This is a genomic window from Thioalkalivibrio sp. AKL10 (assembly GCF_000381845.1).
GTDB lineage: Bacteria > Pseudomonadota > Gammaproteobacteria > Ectothiorhodospirales > Ectothiorhodospiraceae > Thioalkalivibrio > Thioalkalivibrio versutus.
Genome location: NZ_KB907145.1, coordinates 140392 through 154345 on the forward strand (window position 1 = coordinate 140392; position 13954 = coordinate 154345).

Below are 13954 nucleotides of genomic sequence, written 5' to 3' on the forward strand. Positions count from 1 at the left end.
TTCCCGCATCCAAGACATCAGGAGAAGCGTTATGAGTGAACAGACCCCAGGCAATCACAACCAGAATGGTGAAGGCGCTGGCGCCGGCACCATGAAGCCCGGTTCCCACAACACCGACGGGCAGGGCATCGCCGGTCACGGTTCGTTCTTCCAGTCGACCGACCTGTCGAAGGAAGACGCAGTCAAGGCCACCGACTGGGTGCGCAAGCACGTTGACCGCCGCACCGTCGACCTTGGCGACCGTATGGACGACGTCCGCGAGCACATGTACGAGCTCGAGAAGGACGGCCAGATCATCATTCATCGCATCAACGATGAACACGAGCCGATGTCGGTGAAGACCCTGTTCGGCTGGGACAAGAAGGTCCCGACCAAGCAGCTGTGGCACCACAAGTCCTGTGGCCAGTGCGGGAACATCCCTGGCTACCCGACCTCGCTGCTGTGGTTCATGAACAAGTTCGGCTTCGAGCCGGGCAAGGACTACCTCGACGAAACCGACCAGACCTCCTGCACCGCGTGGAACTACCACGGCTCCGGTATCGGGAACGTTGAGTCGCTCGCTGCGGTGTTCCTGCGCAACTTCCACCAGGCCTACGTCTCCGGCAAGCAGCACGGCCACGAGCTGGGTCATTTCTACCCGCTGGTCCATTGCGGCACCTCCTTCGGTAACTACAAGGAGATCCGCAAGTATCTGGTCGAGTCCGCCGAACTGCGCGAGAAGGTCACCAAGATCCTCGGCAAGCTGGGTCGCCTGGTCGACGGCAAGCTGGTCATCCCGGAAGAGATCATCCACTACTCCGAGTGGGTGCACGTGATGCGTAACCGTATCGCTTCCGAGCTGCAGACCATCGACGTCTCCAACATCCGCACCACCGCCCACGTGGCGTGCCATTACTACAAGATGGTCCACGAGGACGCGGTGTACGATCCCACCGTGCTGGGCGGCAACCGTACCGCGATCATTACCTCCACCGCCCAGGCTCTGGGTGCGCAGGTGATTGACTATTCGACCTGGTACGACTGCTGCGGCTTTGGCTTCCGCCACATCATCTCCGAGCGCGAATTCACTCGCTCGTTCACGATGGATCGCAAGATCCGCGTGGCCCGCGAGGAAGCCAACGCCGACGTGATGCTGGCCAACGATACCGGCTGTGTCACGACCATGGACAAGAACCAGTGGATCGGCAAGGCACATAACCAGAACTTCCAGATCCCGATCATGGCGGAAGTCCAGTTCGCGGCCCTGGCCTGCGGTGCGGACCCGTTCAAGATCGTCCAGCTGCAGTGGCACGCGTCGCCCTGCGAGGACCTGGTCGAGAAGATGGGCATGTCCTGGTCCGAGGCCAAGAAGACCTTCCAGGAGTACCTGAAGGAAGTCGAAGCCGGCAATATCGAATACCTCTACAATCCTGAACTCGCTTACGGGGGCAAGGTCTGATGCAGCAAGATACCGTTCTAGTAGTGGGTGGTGGGCCGGCCGGTCTGGCCGCTGCCGCCAATGTCAACTCGGCCGGCTACAAGGCCGTGGTGGTCGAGAAGGAAGACGTCCTCGGCGGCGCCCCGATCCTGTCGGGTTACGCCAAGCTGGTGCCTTCCGGCGAGTGGGCCAAGGACGCCATTGGTCGCATGGTCAAGCGCGTGGAAGACGACGCCAACTCGACCGTGCACAAGAGCGCCAAGGTCGAGAAGCTGGAAGGCGAGGCGGGTAACTTCACCGCCACGCTGACCAACGGCGAATCCGTCCAGGCGGGCGCCGTGGTCCTGGCAACCGGCTTCACCCATTTTGACTCCATCAACAAGCCGGAGTGGGGTTTTGGCACGTATGAAGACGTGCTGACCACCACCCAGATGGAGCAGATGGTGGGCAGTGGCAAGATTGCCTGCCCGTCCGACGGCCGTGTGCCGGAGCGTGTCTGCATCCTGCTGTGCGTGGGCTCCCGCGACCGTCAGATCGGTCGCGAATGGTGCTCCAAGATCTGCTGCACCGTCTCCGCCAACCTGGCGATGGAGATCAAGGAGATCTCGCCGGAAACCGACGTGTTCATCTACTACATGGACATCCGGACCTTCGGCCTGTACGAAGACAAGTTCTACTGGAAGTCCCAGGAAGAGTTCAAAACCAAGTTCGTCAAGGCCCGTATCGCGGAAGTGACGGCCTCGGGCGACGGTCGCCTGCTGGTCAAGGGTGAAGATACCCTGGTCAAGCGCCCGATCATCATCCCGTTCGATATTGTCGTGCATGCCATTGGCATGGATCCGAACGCCGATAACCCCGAGCTTTCCCAGGTGTTCGGTATCGGCCTCGAGAAGCACGGCTTCATCGAGAAGGCCGAGCAGTACACCAACACCTGTGGCACCACCCGCAAGGGAATCTACTCCTGCGGTGCGGCCTACGGTCCCGAGACGATCGACGACTCGATCGCCCAGGGTGCCGCCGCCGGTGGCCGCGCGGTTGCGGATCTGCATGCGCTGGTTCAGAAAGCCGGCTGAGGTCGTCAGCGACGAGGCGGCTTCGGGGCTCGCCCCGGAGCCGCTTGAGGTTACCTTTGACAAGGAGATCCTCGCGTCCAAGCTCTCCACCCTGAAAGGGGCTATCGCCGAAGCGGGCGGTGTCGATGGGTTGGAGACGTTCATCGAGGCCTTGCGTTCGAAGCACGAAGTCTTTGCGGCGATCGTGGCCAAGGGCGACGAGATCGATGCAGAGGATGTTCGGGCCCTTGGGGGGCTGGTCTTTTCGGTTCGCCGGAAGCTGGTCACCCTGATGGCGGAACGGCAAGGGGCCCTGGTGGACGGGGTGCGTGCCCTGGTCCACCCGGATGTTGATGTCAACGACCGCCTCGCCGCATTCGCGGACCTGGCGGCAGATGACAAGAAGCTGCGCCGGGCGATCTGGGACTTCGGTGCCGAGATCCTGCATTTTGCAGATCCCGAGGCTGTGCCACTGGCTTGCCGCTGGGTCTGGGATACGTCGACCACGACTGGGTCGTTGCGCGAGTTCATTCGCGCCAACGACACGCTTCGGTCAATCCCGATCGGGGAGTCAGTCGGTGCGATCGAGGGGGCACGGCGCTGGTTTTACGAGGCGCTGGCGGAAGAGGGCTTTTACCGTGACCTGCCGTTTGTAACGGATTTGGTCTGGGTCCAGGCCTATTCGGACTACGCCCGATCGCTGTCGATGAGTTTAGGGATGATCGACAACCAGTTTGGTGGTAAGCAGGATCCGCTCGAGCTGGCGGTGAAGATGCTGGGGATCGATTCCCCGGAAGGTCGCCTGAAAGGAACCGATGCGTCGCTGCATTGAATAACGGAACGAACTTGAGCCTGGCAAGACAGGTTTTCGGAGAGACGTCATGGCAATACATGAAAAAGCACTGATCGAGGACGAACGACTCCAGCAGCACGACGAGCTGGTGGTCGACGGGGTGGATGTTTCCGGTCACTGGAACACCATGATTGCCCCGCGCACGGTTCGCGATTACGACGACGATTTCGAGGCGAAGATCCAGACCTACACGGGTGCGGAGAACGTGCACCGCTGCTGGCAGTGCGGGTCCTGCACCAACTCCTGCACGATGTACGCGCAGAATGTGCAGTTCAATCCGCGCTACTGGATCTACCTGACCCGGCTTGGCATGAAGGAAGAGCTGGTCAAGGACAAGGACATCATCTGGCAGTGCGTTTCTTGCAACAAATGCACGAACATCTGCCCGAAGGACGTGAAGCCGGAAGGCGTGATGAAGGCGCTGGCGCACTGGATGGAAGAGGAAGGGATCACCGAAAAGACCCCGTCCAGCATCTTCGATGAAGAGTTCGCCGATCAGATCTACAAGACCGGCCGCATCGAAGACGGCAAGGTCATGCAGAACTTCTTCAAGAAGACCGGCCAGCCGCTTCTGCAGGAATGGCTGAAGGTGTTCGTCTTCCGCATGATGAAGCACCTCCCGGTGAAGCACCTGATGGCGATGGGCTTCAACACGATTCATACGCCGCGCACCAAGTCCTGGGGCAAGACCGGGGACGTGCTGAAGAGTTACGTGCGCGAACAGAAGGAGGCCGCTCATGGCTAAGGTTGCTTACTATCCGGGTTGCGCACTTGAGGGCTCCGGTGGGCCGTACGATCGCTCCACCCGCGTGCTGGTGAAGGCGCTGGGGCTCGAGATGGAGAACCTGCGCGACTGGAACTGCTGTGGCGCGATGGAGGTGAAGAACGTTCACCCCATGCTGCAGACCTACCTGTCCGCACGGAACATGGCGATCGCCTCCGAGCAGATGGGCATGGACACCGTGATGGCCCCCTGTAACGGCTGCTATCACAACCTGAAGAAAGCCGAGTTCGAAACTGCCACGTCGGAAGACGCGATGAACACCGTGCAGGATCTTGCGCGTCAGTCGGATGACCCGGTCTACAGCGGCGACGTTCGCACCCTGCATCTGCTCGAGTGGCTGATGGAAGAACTCGGTCCGGAAGGCATCAAGCAGAAGATGACCAAGAGCCTGAACGGCATCAAGGTCGCGAACTACTACGGCTGCATGTACACCCGTCCGCGCCAGATCTTCCCGGAGAAGGACAATGGCCCGGGCTCCGACTCCAGCTATCAGCCGCACTTCATGGATGACCTTCTGGGCGCCGCGGGTGCCGTGAACGTCGAATATCCGTTGAAGACGTCCTGCTGCGGTGGTGCGCACACGTTGTCCGATTCCGATACCTCGACCCAGCTGGTGCTGAACCTGCTGCAGTCGGCGGAAGACTCCGGTGCGGAAGTGATCGCCACCGAGTGCCCGACCTGTCACTCCGGTCTGGAGATGCACCAGGTTCGTGCCGAGACCGAGTTCGGCATCAAGACCGATGTGAAGGTGCTGTACTTCACCCAGTTGCTGGGTCTGGCCATGGGCCTGTCCGCGCGGAAACTGGGCATTCACGAGAACGTGAGTGACTCGATTGGCCTGCTGAAGGAGAAGGGGGTCATTTGATCCCTGGACCCATGCCCGGCATGGCCCATCGATGACTTTGGAAGACGGGCGCCTGGCGCCCGTTTTTTTGTGTAGGCACGGGTCCCCGCGGTCCCGGGAATGAGGCGAAACATGGATTGCAACGGCTGCGAGTTTCACCCTGAACTGTTCTACGACGACGAATTCCAGATCTGGCTTCGGCGCGAGGACGACGACACCCTGACCGTGGGCATGACCGACCTGTCGCAGACGATTGCGGGCAAGATCATCCACGTGCGGGTGCGGCGGCCGGGTACGCGGCGACCGCCGGGCAAGCCGGTTGCCACGATCGAAAGTGGAAAGTGGGCGGGTCCGATCCCCAACTTCATCGACTGCAAGATCGTGGAGGGGAACGAGGAGGTGCTGGAGAACCCGGTGCTGCTGAATTCGGATCCCTACAATGCCTGGATTGCCCGAGTCGAGCCCACCAACGGGATCGAGGCCGCGCTGGAGGTGTTCCTGACCGGGGACAAGGCCGAGGAAGGCTACTGCAAGCGGGCCAAGGACGATGACATCCAGTGCCAGCGAAAGCTGCGGTGAGCGGGACCATGGCTGATATCGACGACGATTATTACCTGGACAACGACGAGCAGACGGTCGTGATCATCATGACCTCGGGCCCGTCGACGCCCGGCCGTTGCGCCACGCCGTTCTATCTCGGCGCGGTCATGGCCTCGATGGATGTGGACGTGCACATCTTCTTCACCATGGAGGGCGTGCGCCTGATGGAGCAGGGTGTAGCGGATGATCTGCGGGCCATGGAAGACGGCAAGTTGATCAAGGACTTTATCCAGGACGCAAAACGCGCAGGCGTGCGCTTGCACGTTTGCCAGCCCGCTCTGCCGGGGTATAGAATCGACGCGTCTTCGGATCTCATCGACGATGTCGATGAAGTGAATCGGGCGAGCGAGTTAGCCGACCTGATACTACGCAGTGATAAAACGATAACGTTTTAATTTTCCCGCTTTATTTGAATATTCCTGGAGGAAGACATGGGTGCAGTTCGGGGTTGTGATATTCCGGAAGATCTGATGTACAACGTTGAAAACAACGTTTGGGTGCGCAAGGAAAGCGACGGTACCGCCACCGTCGGTCTGACGTCCTACGCCTGTTCGCTGGCGGGCACGATTGTGTCCTACACCCCGAAGAAGGTCGGCAAGACGGTCAAGAAGGACAAGTCCTGCACCACCGTCGAATCCGGCAAGTGGGTGGGTCCGGCGAAGACCCCGGTCACCGGTGAAGTCACCGAGACCAACGACAAGGTTGCGGGTAACCCGGGCCTGATCAACGAAGATCCCTACGGCGAAGGCTGGCTGATCAAGCTGAAGCCGGAAGACTGGGATGGCGAAATCGGCGACCTGAAGACCGGTTCCGACGCCCATGCGGCCTTCGAAGCCAAGATGGAAGCGGACGGTTTCGGCGGCTGCTAAGCCCCGATCCGGTCCGGGCCGCTGACCCGTTGTGGTTGGCGGCCTCTTTTTTTCGGTAATACCCGAGTAAAACCTTCAAGAAATGCGCCGACCCGGAGACCGCCGATGACAAGCTGGAACGATGTAATCCAGCGGGTAGAGCCCCTCGAGGACGTCCCCGTCGATCCGTTGCTGGTTGATGACCTCCAGCATAGCCTGCAACACGCCGGGGATCCGGGTTCGGTGCACTTTTATACCCCGACCTTCAAGTCCTACCAGTCCAGCGAGCTGGCCGATTGTGGCAAGAGTGCATGGCCTGCGATGTCCATCACCGGTGGTGATTGCAAGCTGGCCTGTGACCACTGCAAGGCGAAGATCCTGGACCCGATGATCCCCGTCCGCACCCCGGAGGATCTCTGGCGCCAGGTGAATGGTGTGATCGAGTCCGGCGCCCAGGGCATGCTCCTGACCGGTGGCTCGAATCATCGCAACGAGGTGGAATACGACCCGTATTACTCCACCATCCGGCGCATCAAGGACGAGTTCCCCGAATTCCGCATTGCCATGCATACCGCACTGGTGGACGACGACATTGCGCTGTCCATGGAGCAGGCGGGAATCGATGCGGCGATGATGGACGTCATCGGTGCCCAGGACACCATCACGCAGGTCTATCACCTGCGGCGCAGCGTGGACGACTTCGAGCGCACGCTCGAGAGCCTGGTGAACACCAACATGAAGGTGGTCCCGCATATCGTGATCGGCTTGCACTACGGCAAGCTGCTGGGCGAATGGAATGCGCTCGAGATGCTGGCGCGCCACCTGCCGGATGCCGTGGTGCTGGTGGTGGTCATGCCGTTCTACGCGCCGGCCAGTCGCCCGTTCGAGACCCCGGATGTGCATGCGGTGGGACGCTTCTTCCACGACGCCCGCGCGCGCCTGGGTGATACCTCGCTGCTGCTGGGCTGCGCCCGTCCACCGGGCGAGGCCAAGAGCCAGATCGACAGCTACGCCGTGATGGCGGGCCTGTCCGGGATCGCCCACCCGGCGGAAGGGGTGGTGGAACTCGCCGCGCGCCTGGGCAAGAAGGTGCGCGTGACTCCGGCCTGTTGCTCGATCGCTGTCGGGGACGAGGTGATGGCCGAAGACGCCGGAGCCGCCAGTGGCGTCGAACTGGACCTGGACACCATCGTGGCCGAGGAAGCCCGCCGTCGCGAGCAGGAGCGCAAGGCGCGCCAGGGGCTGGGCGGCATTCGCATCGTCACCGAGGGGGGCGAGGTTGCAGCCGGAGGTGGTTGTCATGCCTGAGCGCGACCAGACGACCCTGCGCATCCTCGATACCGGGCTGCGCCCGGCCGCCGAGAACATGGCGTTCAACCGCGCCCTGCTGGAATGTCATCAGGAAGGTGCATCGCCGCATACCCTGCGCTTTTTGCAGTTCCAGCCCTGTGCCCTGGTGGGGTTCCACCAGAACGTGGACCAGGAGATCAACACCGAGTACTGCCAGGAGAACGGCATCGCCATCCAGCGCCGCATCACCGGCGGTGGTGCGATCTATTTCGATGCCACCCAGCTCGGTTGGGAACTGTATCTGGACAAACGCTTTCTCGGTTCGGCCGACATGGGTCAGATTGCCGCGCGCATCTGTAACGCAGCGGCGGCCGGGATGCGTTCGTTGGGCGTGGACGCGCAGTTCCGCCCGCGCAACGATATCGAAGTGGATGGTCGCAAGATCTCCGGTACCGGCGGCGCCTTTGACGGCGATTCGATCATGTACCAGGGCACGTTGCTGATCGAGTTCGATGTCGAGGACATGCTGCGCATCCTGCGCATCCCGGCGGAGAAGCTTTCCAACAAGGCAATCGAGTCCGCGCGCGACCGGGTAGTGAACCTCGCCACGCTGCTCGACGAGATGCCCGCACTGGACGTGGTCAAGGAGGCCATTGCGCGCGCCTTCGCCGAGGAGTTCGGGGTGCGCACCGAAGCCGCCGACCTGCTCCCGGAAGAGCGCCGCGCCTTCGACGAGGCGCTGGCCGACATCGATTCCGAAGAGTGGGTGTATCAGCGCAACCGTCCGGCGACCGATGCCCCGATGTTCGAGAGCATCTCCAAGTCCGATGGCGGGCTGATGCGGGTGGGCGTGGCGCTGGATCCCGAGCGCAAGCGTCTGAAGCAGCTGTGGATTACCGGAGACATCTTCGTGAAACCGGCCCGCACGATCGCCGATCTCGAGGCGGCCCTGCGGGATACGCCGCAGGCGGAGATGGAAGAGCGCGTGCGCGCCTTCTTCGCCGAGCGCGACGTCGAGATGCTCCAGCTGAGCGCGGATGACTTCATCGCCGCGATCCAGTCGGCGCTGGCGCAGGCCGAGGTCGAAGCGGTCGCGGAATGATGAACGGAACACGAGGTTTTCGCTAATGCTGCCCGCCGCGGTGGATGTGCTGGTCGTTGGTCTGGGCCCGGGCGGGGCCTCGGCCGCGCGTGTGTGTGCCGAGGCCGGGTTGTCGGTGCTCGCGGTCGAGCGTAACAAGGCCTTCGGCGAGCCGGTGCAGTGCGCCGAGTTCATCCCCAACCCGATGGGCGCGTACGCGCAGCCCGACGGCGTGTTGCTGCAGCGGATCGACGCGATGCAGAGCTTCCTGCCCTCCGGCGCGGTGGAACATTCCGACTTCCCGGGCCTGATGGTGGATCGCGGCGAGTTTGATCGCGCCATCATCCGTGCCGCCGAGGCGAACGGGGCGCAGCTGGTGACCTCGACTCCGCTGGTGGCGGTGGACGCGGAACGTCATACCGCCCGGGTGAAACACTCCGGTGCCGAACACGAGATCGGCTACCGCGTGCTGATCGCGGCCGATGGGCCGCATTCGCCGGTCGCCGAATCGCTGGGCCTGCCGGCCCTGCCGACGGTGCAGACCCGCCAGTACACCGTGCCGCTGAACAAGCCCTACACCGCCACCGATGTCTGGTTGTCCGATGACTACCCGGGCGGCTACGCCTGGCTGTTCCCCAAGGGCCAATGGGCCAATCTTGGCCTGGGCGCGGACAAGCGCATTGCCGGTGACCTCAAGGCGCCGCTGGAGTCCCTGCATGCCCAGCTGGTCGATCAGGGCCTGCTGGGCGAGGAGATCCGCTACCGCACCGGTGGGGCGATCCCGGTCGGCGGCCTGCGGGAGTCGCTGGTGGCCGGCGACGTGCTGTTCGTCGGCGACGCGGGTGGCCTGACGCACCCGATTACCGGGGCCGGTATTGCCGCCGCGGTGGTTTCGGGCGAGGCCGCCGGCGAGGCCGCGATCGGCCACCTGGAAGGCGACGCCGAGGCCCTGGCCGACTACGACGAGGACATGCGCGACCAGTACGGGCCGGCGCTGGATCGCGCCTGCGAGCGGCGCGCCTTCCTCAACGAACACTGGCGAACCCCGCGGGCGCAGGAAGATGCCACTCAGCGCCGCGGATGGATTGCATTTTCCGAGTATTTCAACGATGGTGACCGGGCCGCGTAATCGGCCCCGGTCGACGGATGCCTGGCATCCCCGAGACAACGCTGGAGGAATTCCATGAGTGCAAGTGCAGAGGAGATGGTCGCGCCGATCAACTTTTATCGGCCCGACTATCACATCAAGACCCCGGACATGCGTTCGCCGGAGTACGTGCAGATGTCCACCGCGGCCGCGATCACGCTGGGCCTGGTGCCGGGCACCATGCATCGCACGTCCTGCACGCACTGCCTGAACCTCCTGGTCACGTACCCGGAAGGCTGCCGTGCCAACTGCTCCTACTGCGGCCTGGCCCGCCACCGCGAGGAATCGCGGGATTACGCCGACCGCAACTTCATCCGCGTCGACTGGCCGACCGCCAAGTACGACGAGGTGATCGAACGCGTGAAGAACCACGCCGACGCCGGCCAGTTCGAGCGCATGTGCATCTCCATGATCACGCACCCGAATTCCGATGCCGACACCGTCGAGCTGCTGGAGCGCTGGGTCGCCGAGGTCAACCATATCCCGGTGTCGATCCTGTCCAACCCGACCACGATGAGCTATGAAGACCTCCAGCTCCTGCGCGACAAGGGTGCGGACATCTTCACCGTCGCACTGGACGCGGTGACCCCGGAGATCTTCGAGCGCACCCGTGGCAAGGCGGTCGAGAGCCCGCATAGCTGGGACAAGTACTGGCAGTCCATCGAGTGGGCCGCCGAGATCTTCGGGCCGGAGAAATTTGGCGCGCACCTGATCTGCGGCATGGGCGAGACCGAGGAAGAGATCCTGCAGGTCTGCCAGCGCATTCGTGACCTGGGTGGCCACAACCACATGTTTGCCTTCTTCCCGGAAGAGGGCTCGCTGATGGAAGACTGGAACCCGGTCCCGCGTGACCAGTGGCGCCGCGTGCAGCTGGGTCGCTTCGTCATCGACTACGCCGGTGGCCGTATCGACGACATGAAGTTCAATGCTGAAGGCCAGGTCGTGGACTTCGGTCTGCCGCAGGCCGAGGTGGAAGAACTGATTGCCTCCGGCAAGCCGTTCCAGACCTCCGGCTGCCCCGGCAAGTCGGACGAGGAGGTCTCGGCCTGCAACCGTCCGTATGGCGATTCCAGCCCGACGGACATCCTGTCCTTCCCGTTTGCGCTCAACTCGACCGATGTCGGCTTCGTCCAGCGGCAGATGGCCGGGGAGGATGTCGGCACCTTCGATTTCGACGCCGACGAGGCGGAAGACGAGAAGACAGCCTGAAATCGATAGTGGTAGTATCCAGCGAAAGCCCCGGAACCCCCGGGGCTTTCGCACGTCAGGGGATCAATAAGACTTTTTGAATATTCAGGTTTCGAGCAGGGTTATCAAGGCCATTCGTCAGAGTGCCCTTGAACACACCTGCCGAAAAACCCGCGCCACGGTCGGTCACCGTGGCGCGGGCCGTGGGAACACCACCAAGACCGGACCGGCGGCGATACAAGGGGGCCGCACGGAACCGGGGTGTTCGCACAACACAACAAGAAGACCACCAAAGGAGATACAAAATGGAAGCACGCATCATTCGCCGCAGCGTGGTGACGATCGCGGTCGGCCTGGCCATGGGGTCCGCCGGCGTCGCGCACGCCACCAACGGCTACTTCGCCCACGGCTACGGCACCAAGGCCAAGGGCATGGGGGGCGTCGGCATGGCGATCTCGCAGGACGCCTACGCCCCGGGCATCAATCCGGCTGGCATCGCCGGCATGGAAACCCGTTTTGATGGATCCATCACCTACTTCCGTCCCGAGCGCTCATTCGAGGCAGGTATGCCTAGTAATCCCGCTGCCGTTCAGGGCGGTGCGCCGGCAGTTAATCCGGGTAGTGTCGATAGCAACAGCGAGAACTTCTTCATTCCCTCGATCGCGTTTGTCCAGCAAATCGACGAGAGCCGTTCGTGGGGTATCGCCATGCTCGGTAATGGTGGAATGAATACAGATTATCCGGCTTATGGCCGCGAGCAATGCGAAATGATGGGGCAGGGTGATCAAGGTGGGGCCTTCTGTAGCGGAACGGCCGGAGTGAATCTGGAACAAATCGCGATTATTCCAACTTACGCACAAAAGTTTGCGGATGGGCGCGTGAGCGTTGGGTTTAGCCCCATCATCAGCTACCAGCGCTTTAGTGCTGAGGGGCTGGACACTTTTCGGGAGGCCTCTGTCGACGGAGACAACCTTACGTCTGGTCGTACCGACTCGACCTGGGGTTACGGTGCCCAAATCGGATTCCAGGCAGAACTCGCCGAAGGGGCGCGCGTAGGCGGCAGCTATCGCTCCAAGATCCGTAACGGGGACTTCGACGACTACAGCGGCCTTTTTGCCGATGGCGGTAGCTTCGATATCCCATCGACCTATGGGCTGGGTTTCTCGGTTGATGTGACGCCAAGTGTCACGCTGTCTGCGGATTACCAGAAGATCCGCTACTCGGAGATCGACGCGATTTCGAATCCCAGTGCCAATATTATGAATGCCCCTAGCCCCATGAATCCAAATGGGGATCCGGAAGCCCGTTTCGGGGGGGCGAACGGTCCGGGCTTCGGTTGGGATGACGTGAACGTCTTCAAATTCGGCGCTCAGATCGATCGTGGCAATGGCTGGATTTGGCGTGTGGGTTACAACCGCGGGGAGAATCCGATTAGCTCCGAGGATGTGATGCTCAACATGCTCGCGCCGGCGGTGATGACGGATCACTATACCTTCGGCTTTACGCGCGAGTTCGGGCAGCACGAGATCAACTTCGCGGGTATGTATGCACCGACCCAGCGTGTTCGCGGCCAGGATGTTACTGGGATGGCCGGCCAGGATATCGAGATCGAGATGCGCCAGTACGAGCTCGAGATCGGGTACGCGTACCGGTTCTGATCGGGAGGCCCGGGGCGGTCGCCTGACCGCCGCGGACTTCGGTGTCGTGTGCCCGGGAGGGCGCACCGGTCTTGACGGGAAGGCCGGGTCCGCCATGGCAGGCGGGTGACGCCGAGGTCCGTGACGCACCGGGGGGTGCGGCCCGGGCCCTTCTTTCTGCCGAGCATTCCGCTCGAACCTATTAGTGAATTCAAAGGAGGATGCCATGCGAGCAATCCACGCCTTGCGCGGGAGCGTCCGTGCGGTCGGTATGGTCGCGGCGGTTGCGCTGTTCGCGGCGAGCCAGACCGTGGCGGCCGATACCTATCGCCCGTTTGTACTGGCCTACACCGAATCGGGGACCGATGTCTCCGGCGAGGCTGCCAGTGTGCGGGAACGCCTGGAGGGGGCCGATTTCCGGTTTCTGGGCGAATACCCCGTCAGCAATGACCGACACGTGGTTGTGGTCACCCACGATGACCTGCTGTCCGTCGCCGGCTCGGAGGAGCGGGGTGGCTATATCGCCCCGATCCGCGTGGCCGTAACCGCGGTCGATGGCGAGCTGCAGGTGAGCTACAACAACCTGGAGTACTTCCGTCACGCCTATCGCCTGGATCGTCCGGTCACGGGTGTCGCCAACCGCCTGTCCAGCACTCTGGGTGCCGAACGCGAGTACGGTTCCGAGGACGGGCTGAGCGAACGTGATCTCAGCCGCTATCGCTATACCTTTGGCATGGAGCGCTTTGATGCCCCGTACGAGCTGGCGAGTCATGGCTCCCGGCGGGCGGCGCTGAGCGAGCTGGATGGCAATCTCGCGTCCCGGGTCGCCGGGGTCAGCGAGGTCTACCGGGTGGATATCCCGGGGCAGGACGTCACCGTGATCGGCGTGGCCGTGCGCGAGGCCGACGGGGCCGACCAGGACTCGGCCGACCTGCACCAGCTCGGCATCGTGGATGTGGGCGAGTTCCGCCATACCGCGACCGTGCCGCTGGAGATCATGGTCCGCGGGGGCGAGGTGGAGGCGCTGCACATGCGCTTCCGCAAGGCGCTGCATTTCCCGGATCTGCGGATGCTGGGGGACAACAGCTTCATGCGTCTGCGCAGCTCGCCCGGCGCGCTGGAGGAGACCCTGAAGGCGGTCGCCGGCCACCAGGAGCAGGAAGATAGCGGATTCGAGTGGTAACCCCGCTATAATCCGTTCGCGCCATGGAAT

Annotated in this window: 14 protein-coding genes; all 14 read left to right on the plus strand. The window is 62.6% G+C overall.

All coding sequences use genetic code 11. The annotated features are described in order from the left end of the window. Nucleotides 1-31: 31 nt before the first annotated feature. The 14 genes from G333_RS0111735 (at nucleotide 32) to G333_RS0111800 (ending at nucleotide 13924) form a co-directional block, all read left to right on the plus strand. Nucleotides 32-1438 (plus strand): heterodisulfide reductase-related iron-sulfur binding cluster, encoded by a 1407-nt coding sequence (locus tag G333_RS0111735; RefSeq protein WP_018938846.1) that lies wholly within the window; start codon nucleotides 32-34, stop codon nucleotides 1436-1438. A gap of 23 nt (nucleotides 1439-1461) precedes the next feature. Continuing rightward, nucleotides 1462-2490 carry an FAD-dependent oxidoreductase gene (locus tag G333_RS0111740; RefSeq protein ID WP_018168414.1) on the plus strand — a complete coding sequence of 343 codons (1029 nt, stop codon included), beginning with the start codon at nucleotides 1462-1464 and terminating at the stop codon, nucleotides 2488-2490. Continuing rightward, nucleotides 2429-3301 carry a hypothetical protein gene (locus tag G333_RS0111745; protein ID WP_018938847.1) on the plus strand — a complete coding sequence of 291 codons (873 nt, stop codon included), beginning with the start codon at nucleotides 2429-2431 and terminating at the stop codon, nucleotides 3299-3301. The genes G333_RS0111740 and G333_RS0111745 overlap by 62 nt, the downstream gene beginning before the upstream one ends. Nucleotides 3302-3350: 49 nt before the next feature. After that, the gene (locus G333_RS0111750) at nucleotides 3351-4067 is read left to right on the plus strand and encodes a 4Fe-4S dicluster domain-containing protein (RefSeq protein WP_018938848.1); all 717 of its coding nucleotides are present in this window, start codon (nucleotides 3351-3353) and stop codon (nucleotides 4065-4067) included. Next, nucleotides 4060-4971 carry a CoB--CoM heterodisulfide reductase iron-sulfur subunit B family protein gene (locus tag G333_RS0111755; protein ID WP_018144004.1) on the plus strand — a complete coding sequence of 304 codons (912 nt, stop codon included), beginning with the start codon at nucleotides 4060-4062 and terminating at the stop codon, nucleotides 4969-4971. Before G333_RS0111750 ends, G333_RS0111755 begins: the two co-directional genes overlap by 8 nt. Before the next feature lie 111 nt (nucleotides 4972-5082). After that, nucleotides 5083-5529, plus strand: coding sequence for a glycine cleavage system protein H (locus tag G333_RS0111760; RefSeq protein ID WP_018168416.1), 447 nt, complete (start codon nucleotides 5083-5085; stop codon nucleotides 5527-5529). 8 nt (nucleotides 5530-5537) lie between these two features. Continuing rightward, complete coding sequence (locus tag G333_RS0111765) at nucleotides 5538-5945, plus strand: DsrE family protein (RefSeq protein ID WP_026287984.1); 408 nt, start codon at nucleotides 5538-5540, stop codon at nucleotides 5943-5945. Between the two features lie 36 nt (nucleotides 5946-5981). After that, nucleotides 5982-6419: a glycine cleavage system protein H gene (locus tag G333_RS0111770; RefSeq protein WP_077276997.1), complete on the plus strand. Its 438-nt coding sequence runs from the start codon at nucleotides 5982-5984 to the stop codon at nucleotides 6417-6419. Nucleotides 6420-6524: 105 nt separating this feature from the next. Continuing rightward, complete coding sequence (locus G333_RS0111775; RefSeq protein WP_018144000.1) at nucleotides 6525-7706, plus strand: radical SAM protein; 1182 nt, start codon at nucleotides 6525-6527, stop codon at nucleotides 7704-7706. Next, the gene (locus G333_RS0111780) at nucleotides 7699-8790 is read left to right on the plus strand and encodes a biotin/lipoate A/B protein ligase family protein (RefSeq protein WP_019628537.1); all 1092 of its coding nucleotides are present in this window, start codon (nucleotides 7699-7701) and stop codon (nucleotides 8788-8790) included. Before G333_RS0111775 ends, G333_RS0111780 begins: the two co-directional genes overlap by 8 nt. Before the next feature lie 25 nt (nucleotides 8791-8815). After that, nucleotides 8816-9898: an NAD(P)/FAD-dependent oxidoreductase gene (locus tag G333_RS0111785; RefSeq protein ID WP_019628538.1), complete on the plus strand. Its 1083-nt coding sequence runs from the start codon at nucleotides 8816-8818 to the stop codon at nucleotides 9896-9898. Between the two features lie 54 nt (nucleotides 9899-9952). Further along, nucleotides 9953-11125 (plus strand): radical SAM protein, encoded by a 1173-nt coding sequence (locus tag G333_RS0111790; protein WP_019563458.1) that lies wholly within the window; start codon nucleotides 9953-9955, stop codon nucleotides 11123-11125. Between the two features lie 284 nt (nucleotides 11126-11409). Continuing rightward, nucleotides 11410-12762, plus strand: a complete 1353-nt coding sequence (locus G333_RS0111795) for an OmpP1/FadL family transporter (protein ID WP_019628539.1) — start codon at nucleotides 11410-11412, stop codon at nucleotides 12760-12762. 205 nt (nucleotides 12763-12967) lie between these two features. Continuing rightward, entirely contained in the window at nucleotides 12968-13924 is a 957-nt protein-coding gene (locus G333_RS0111800; protein ID WP_019628540.1) for a hypothetical protein, read from the plus strand. Nucleotides 13925-13954 lie beyond the last annotated feature (30 nt).

What these genes read in the sequence shown, in the direction of transcription:
- G333_RS0111765 (WP_026287984.1), top strand. Translation starts at nt 5,538, where the DNA reads ATGGCTGATATCGACGACGATTATTACCTGGACAACGACGAGCAGACG.
- G333_RS0111785 (WP_019628538.1), top strand. Translation starts at nt 8,816, where the DNA reads ATGCTGCCCGCCGCGGTGGATGTGCTGGTCGTTGGTCTGGGCCCGGGC.
- G333_RS0111750 (WP_018938848.1), top strand. Translation starts at nt 3,351, where the DNA reads ATGGCAATACATGAAAAAGCACTGATCGAGGACGAACGACTCCAGCAG.
- G333_RS0111800 (WP_019628540.1), top strand. Translation starts at nt 12,968, where the DNA reads ATGCGAGCAATCCACGCCTTGCGCGGGAGCGTCCGTGCGGTCGGTATG.
- G333_RS0111780 (WP_019628537.1), top strand. Translation starts at nt 7,699, where the DNA reads ATGCCTGAGCGCGACCAGACGACCCTGCGCATCCTCGATACCGGGCTG.
- G333_RS0111755 (WP_018144004.1), top strand. Translation starts at nt 4,060, where the DNA reads ATGGCTAAGGTTGCTTACTATCCGGGTTGCGCACTTGAGGGCTCCGGT.
- G333_RS0111790 (WP_019563458.1), top strand. Translation starts at nt 9,953, where the DNA reads ATGAGTGCAAGTGCAGAGGAGATGGTCGCGCCGATCAACTTTTATCGG.
- G333_RS0111795 (WP_019628539.1), top strand. Translation starts at nt 11,410, where the DNA reads ATGGAAGCACGCATCATTCGCCGCAGCGTGGTGACGATCGCGGTCGGC.
- G333_RS0111775 (WP_018144000.1), top strand. Translation starts at nt 6,525, where the DNA reads ATGACAAGCTGGAACGATGTAATCCAGCGGGTAGAGCCCCTCGAGGAC.
- G333_RS0111770 (WP_077276997.1), top strand. Translation starts at nt 5,982, where the DNA reads ATGGGTGCAGTTCGGGGTTGTGATATTCCGGAAGATCTGATGTACAAC.
- G333_RS0111760 (WP_018168416.1), top strand. Translation starts at nt 5,083, where the DNA reads ATGGATTGCAACGGCTGCGAGTTTCACCCTGAACTGTTCTACGACGAC.
- G333_RS0111735 (WP_018938846.1), top strand. Translation starts at nt 32, where the DNA reads ATGAGTGAACAGACCCCAGGCAATCACAACCAGAATGGTGAAGGCGCT.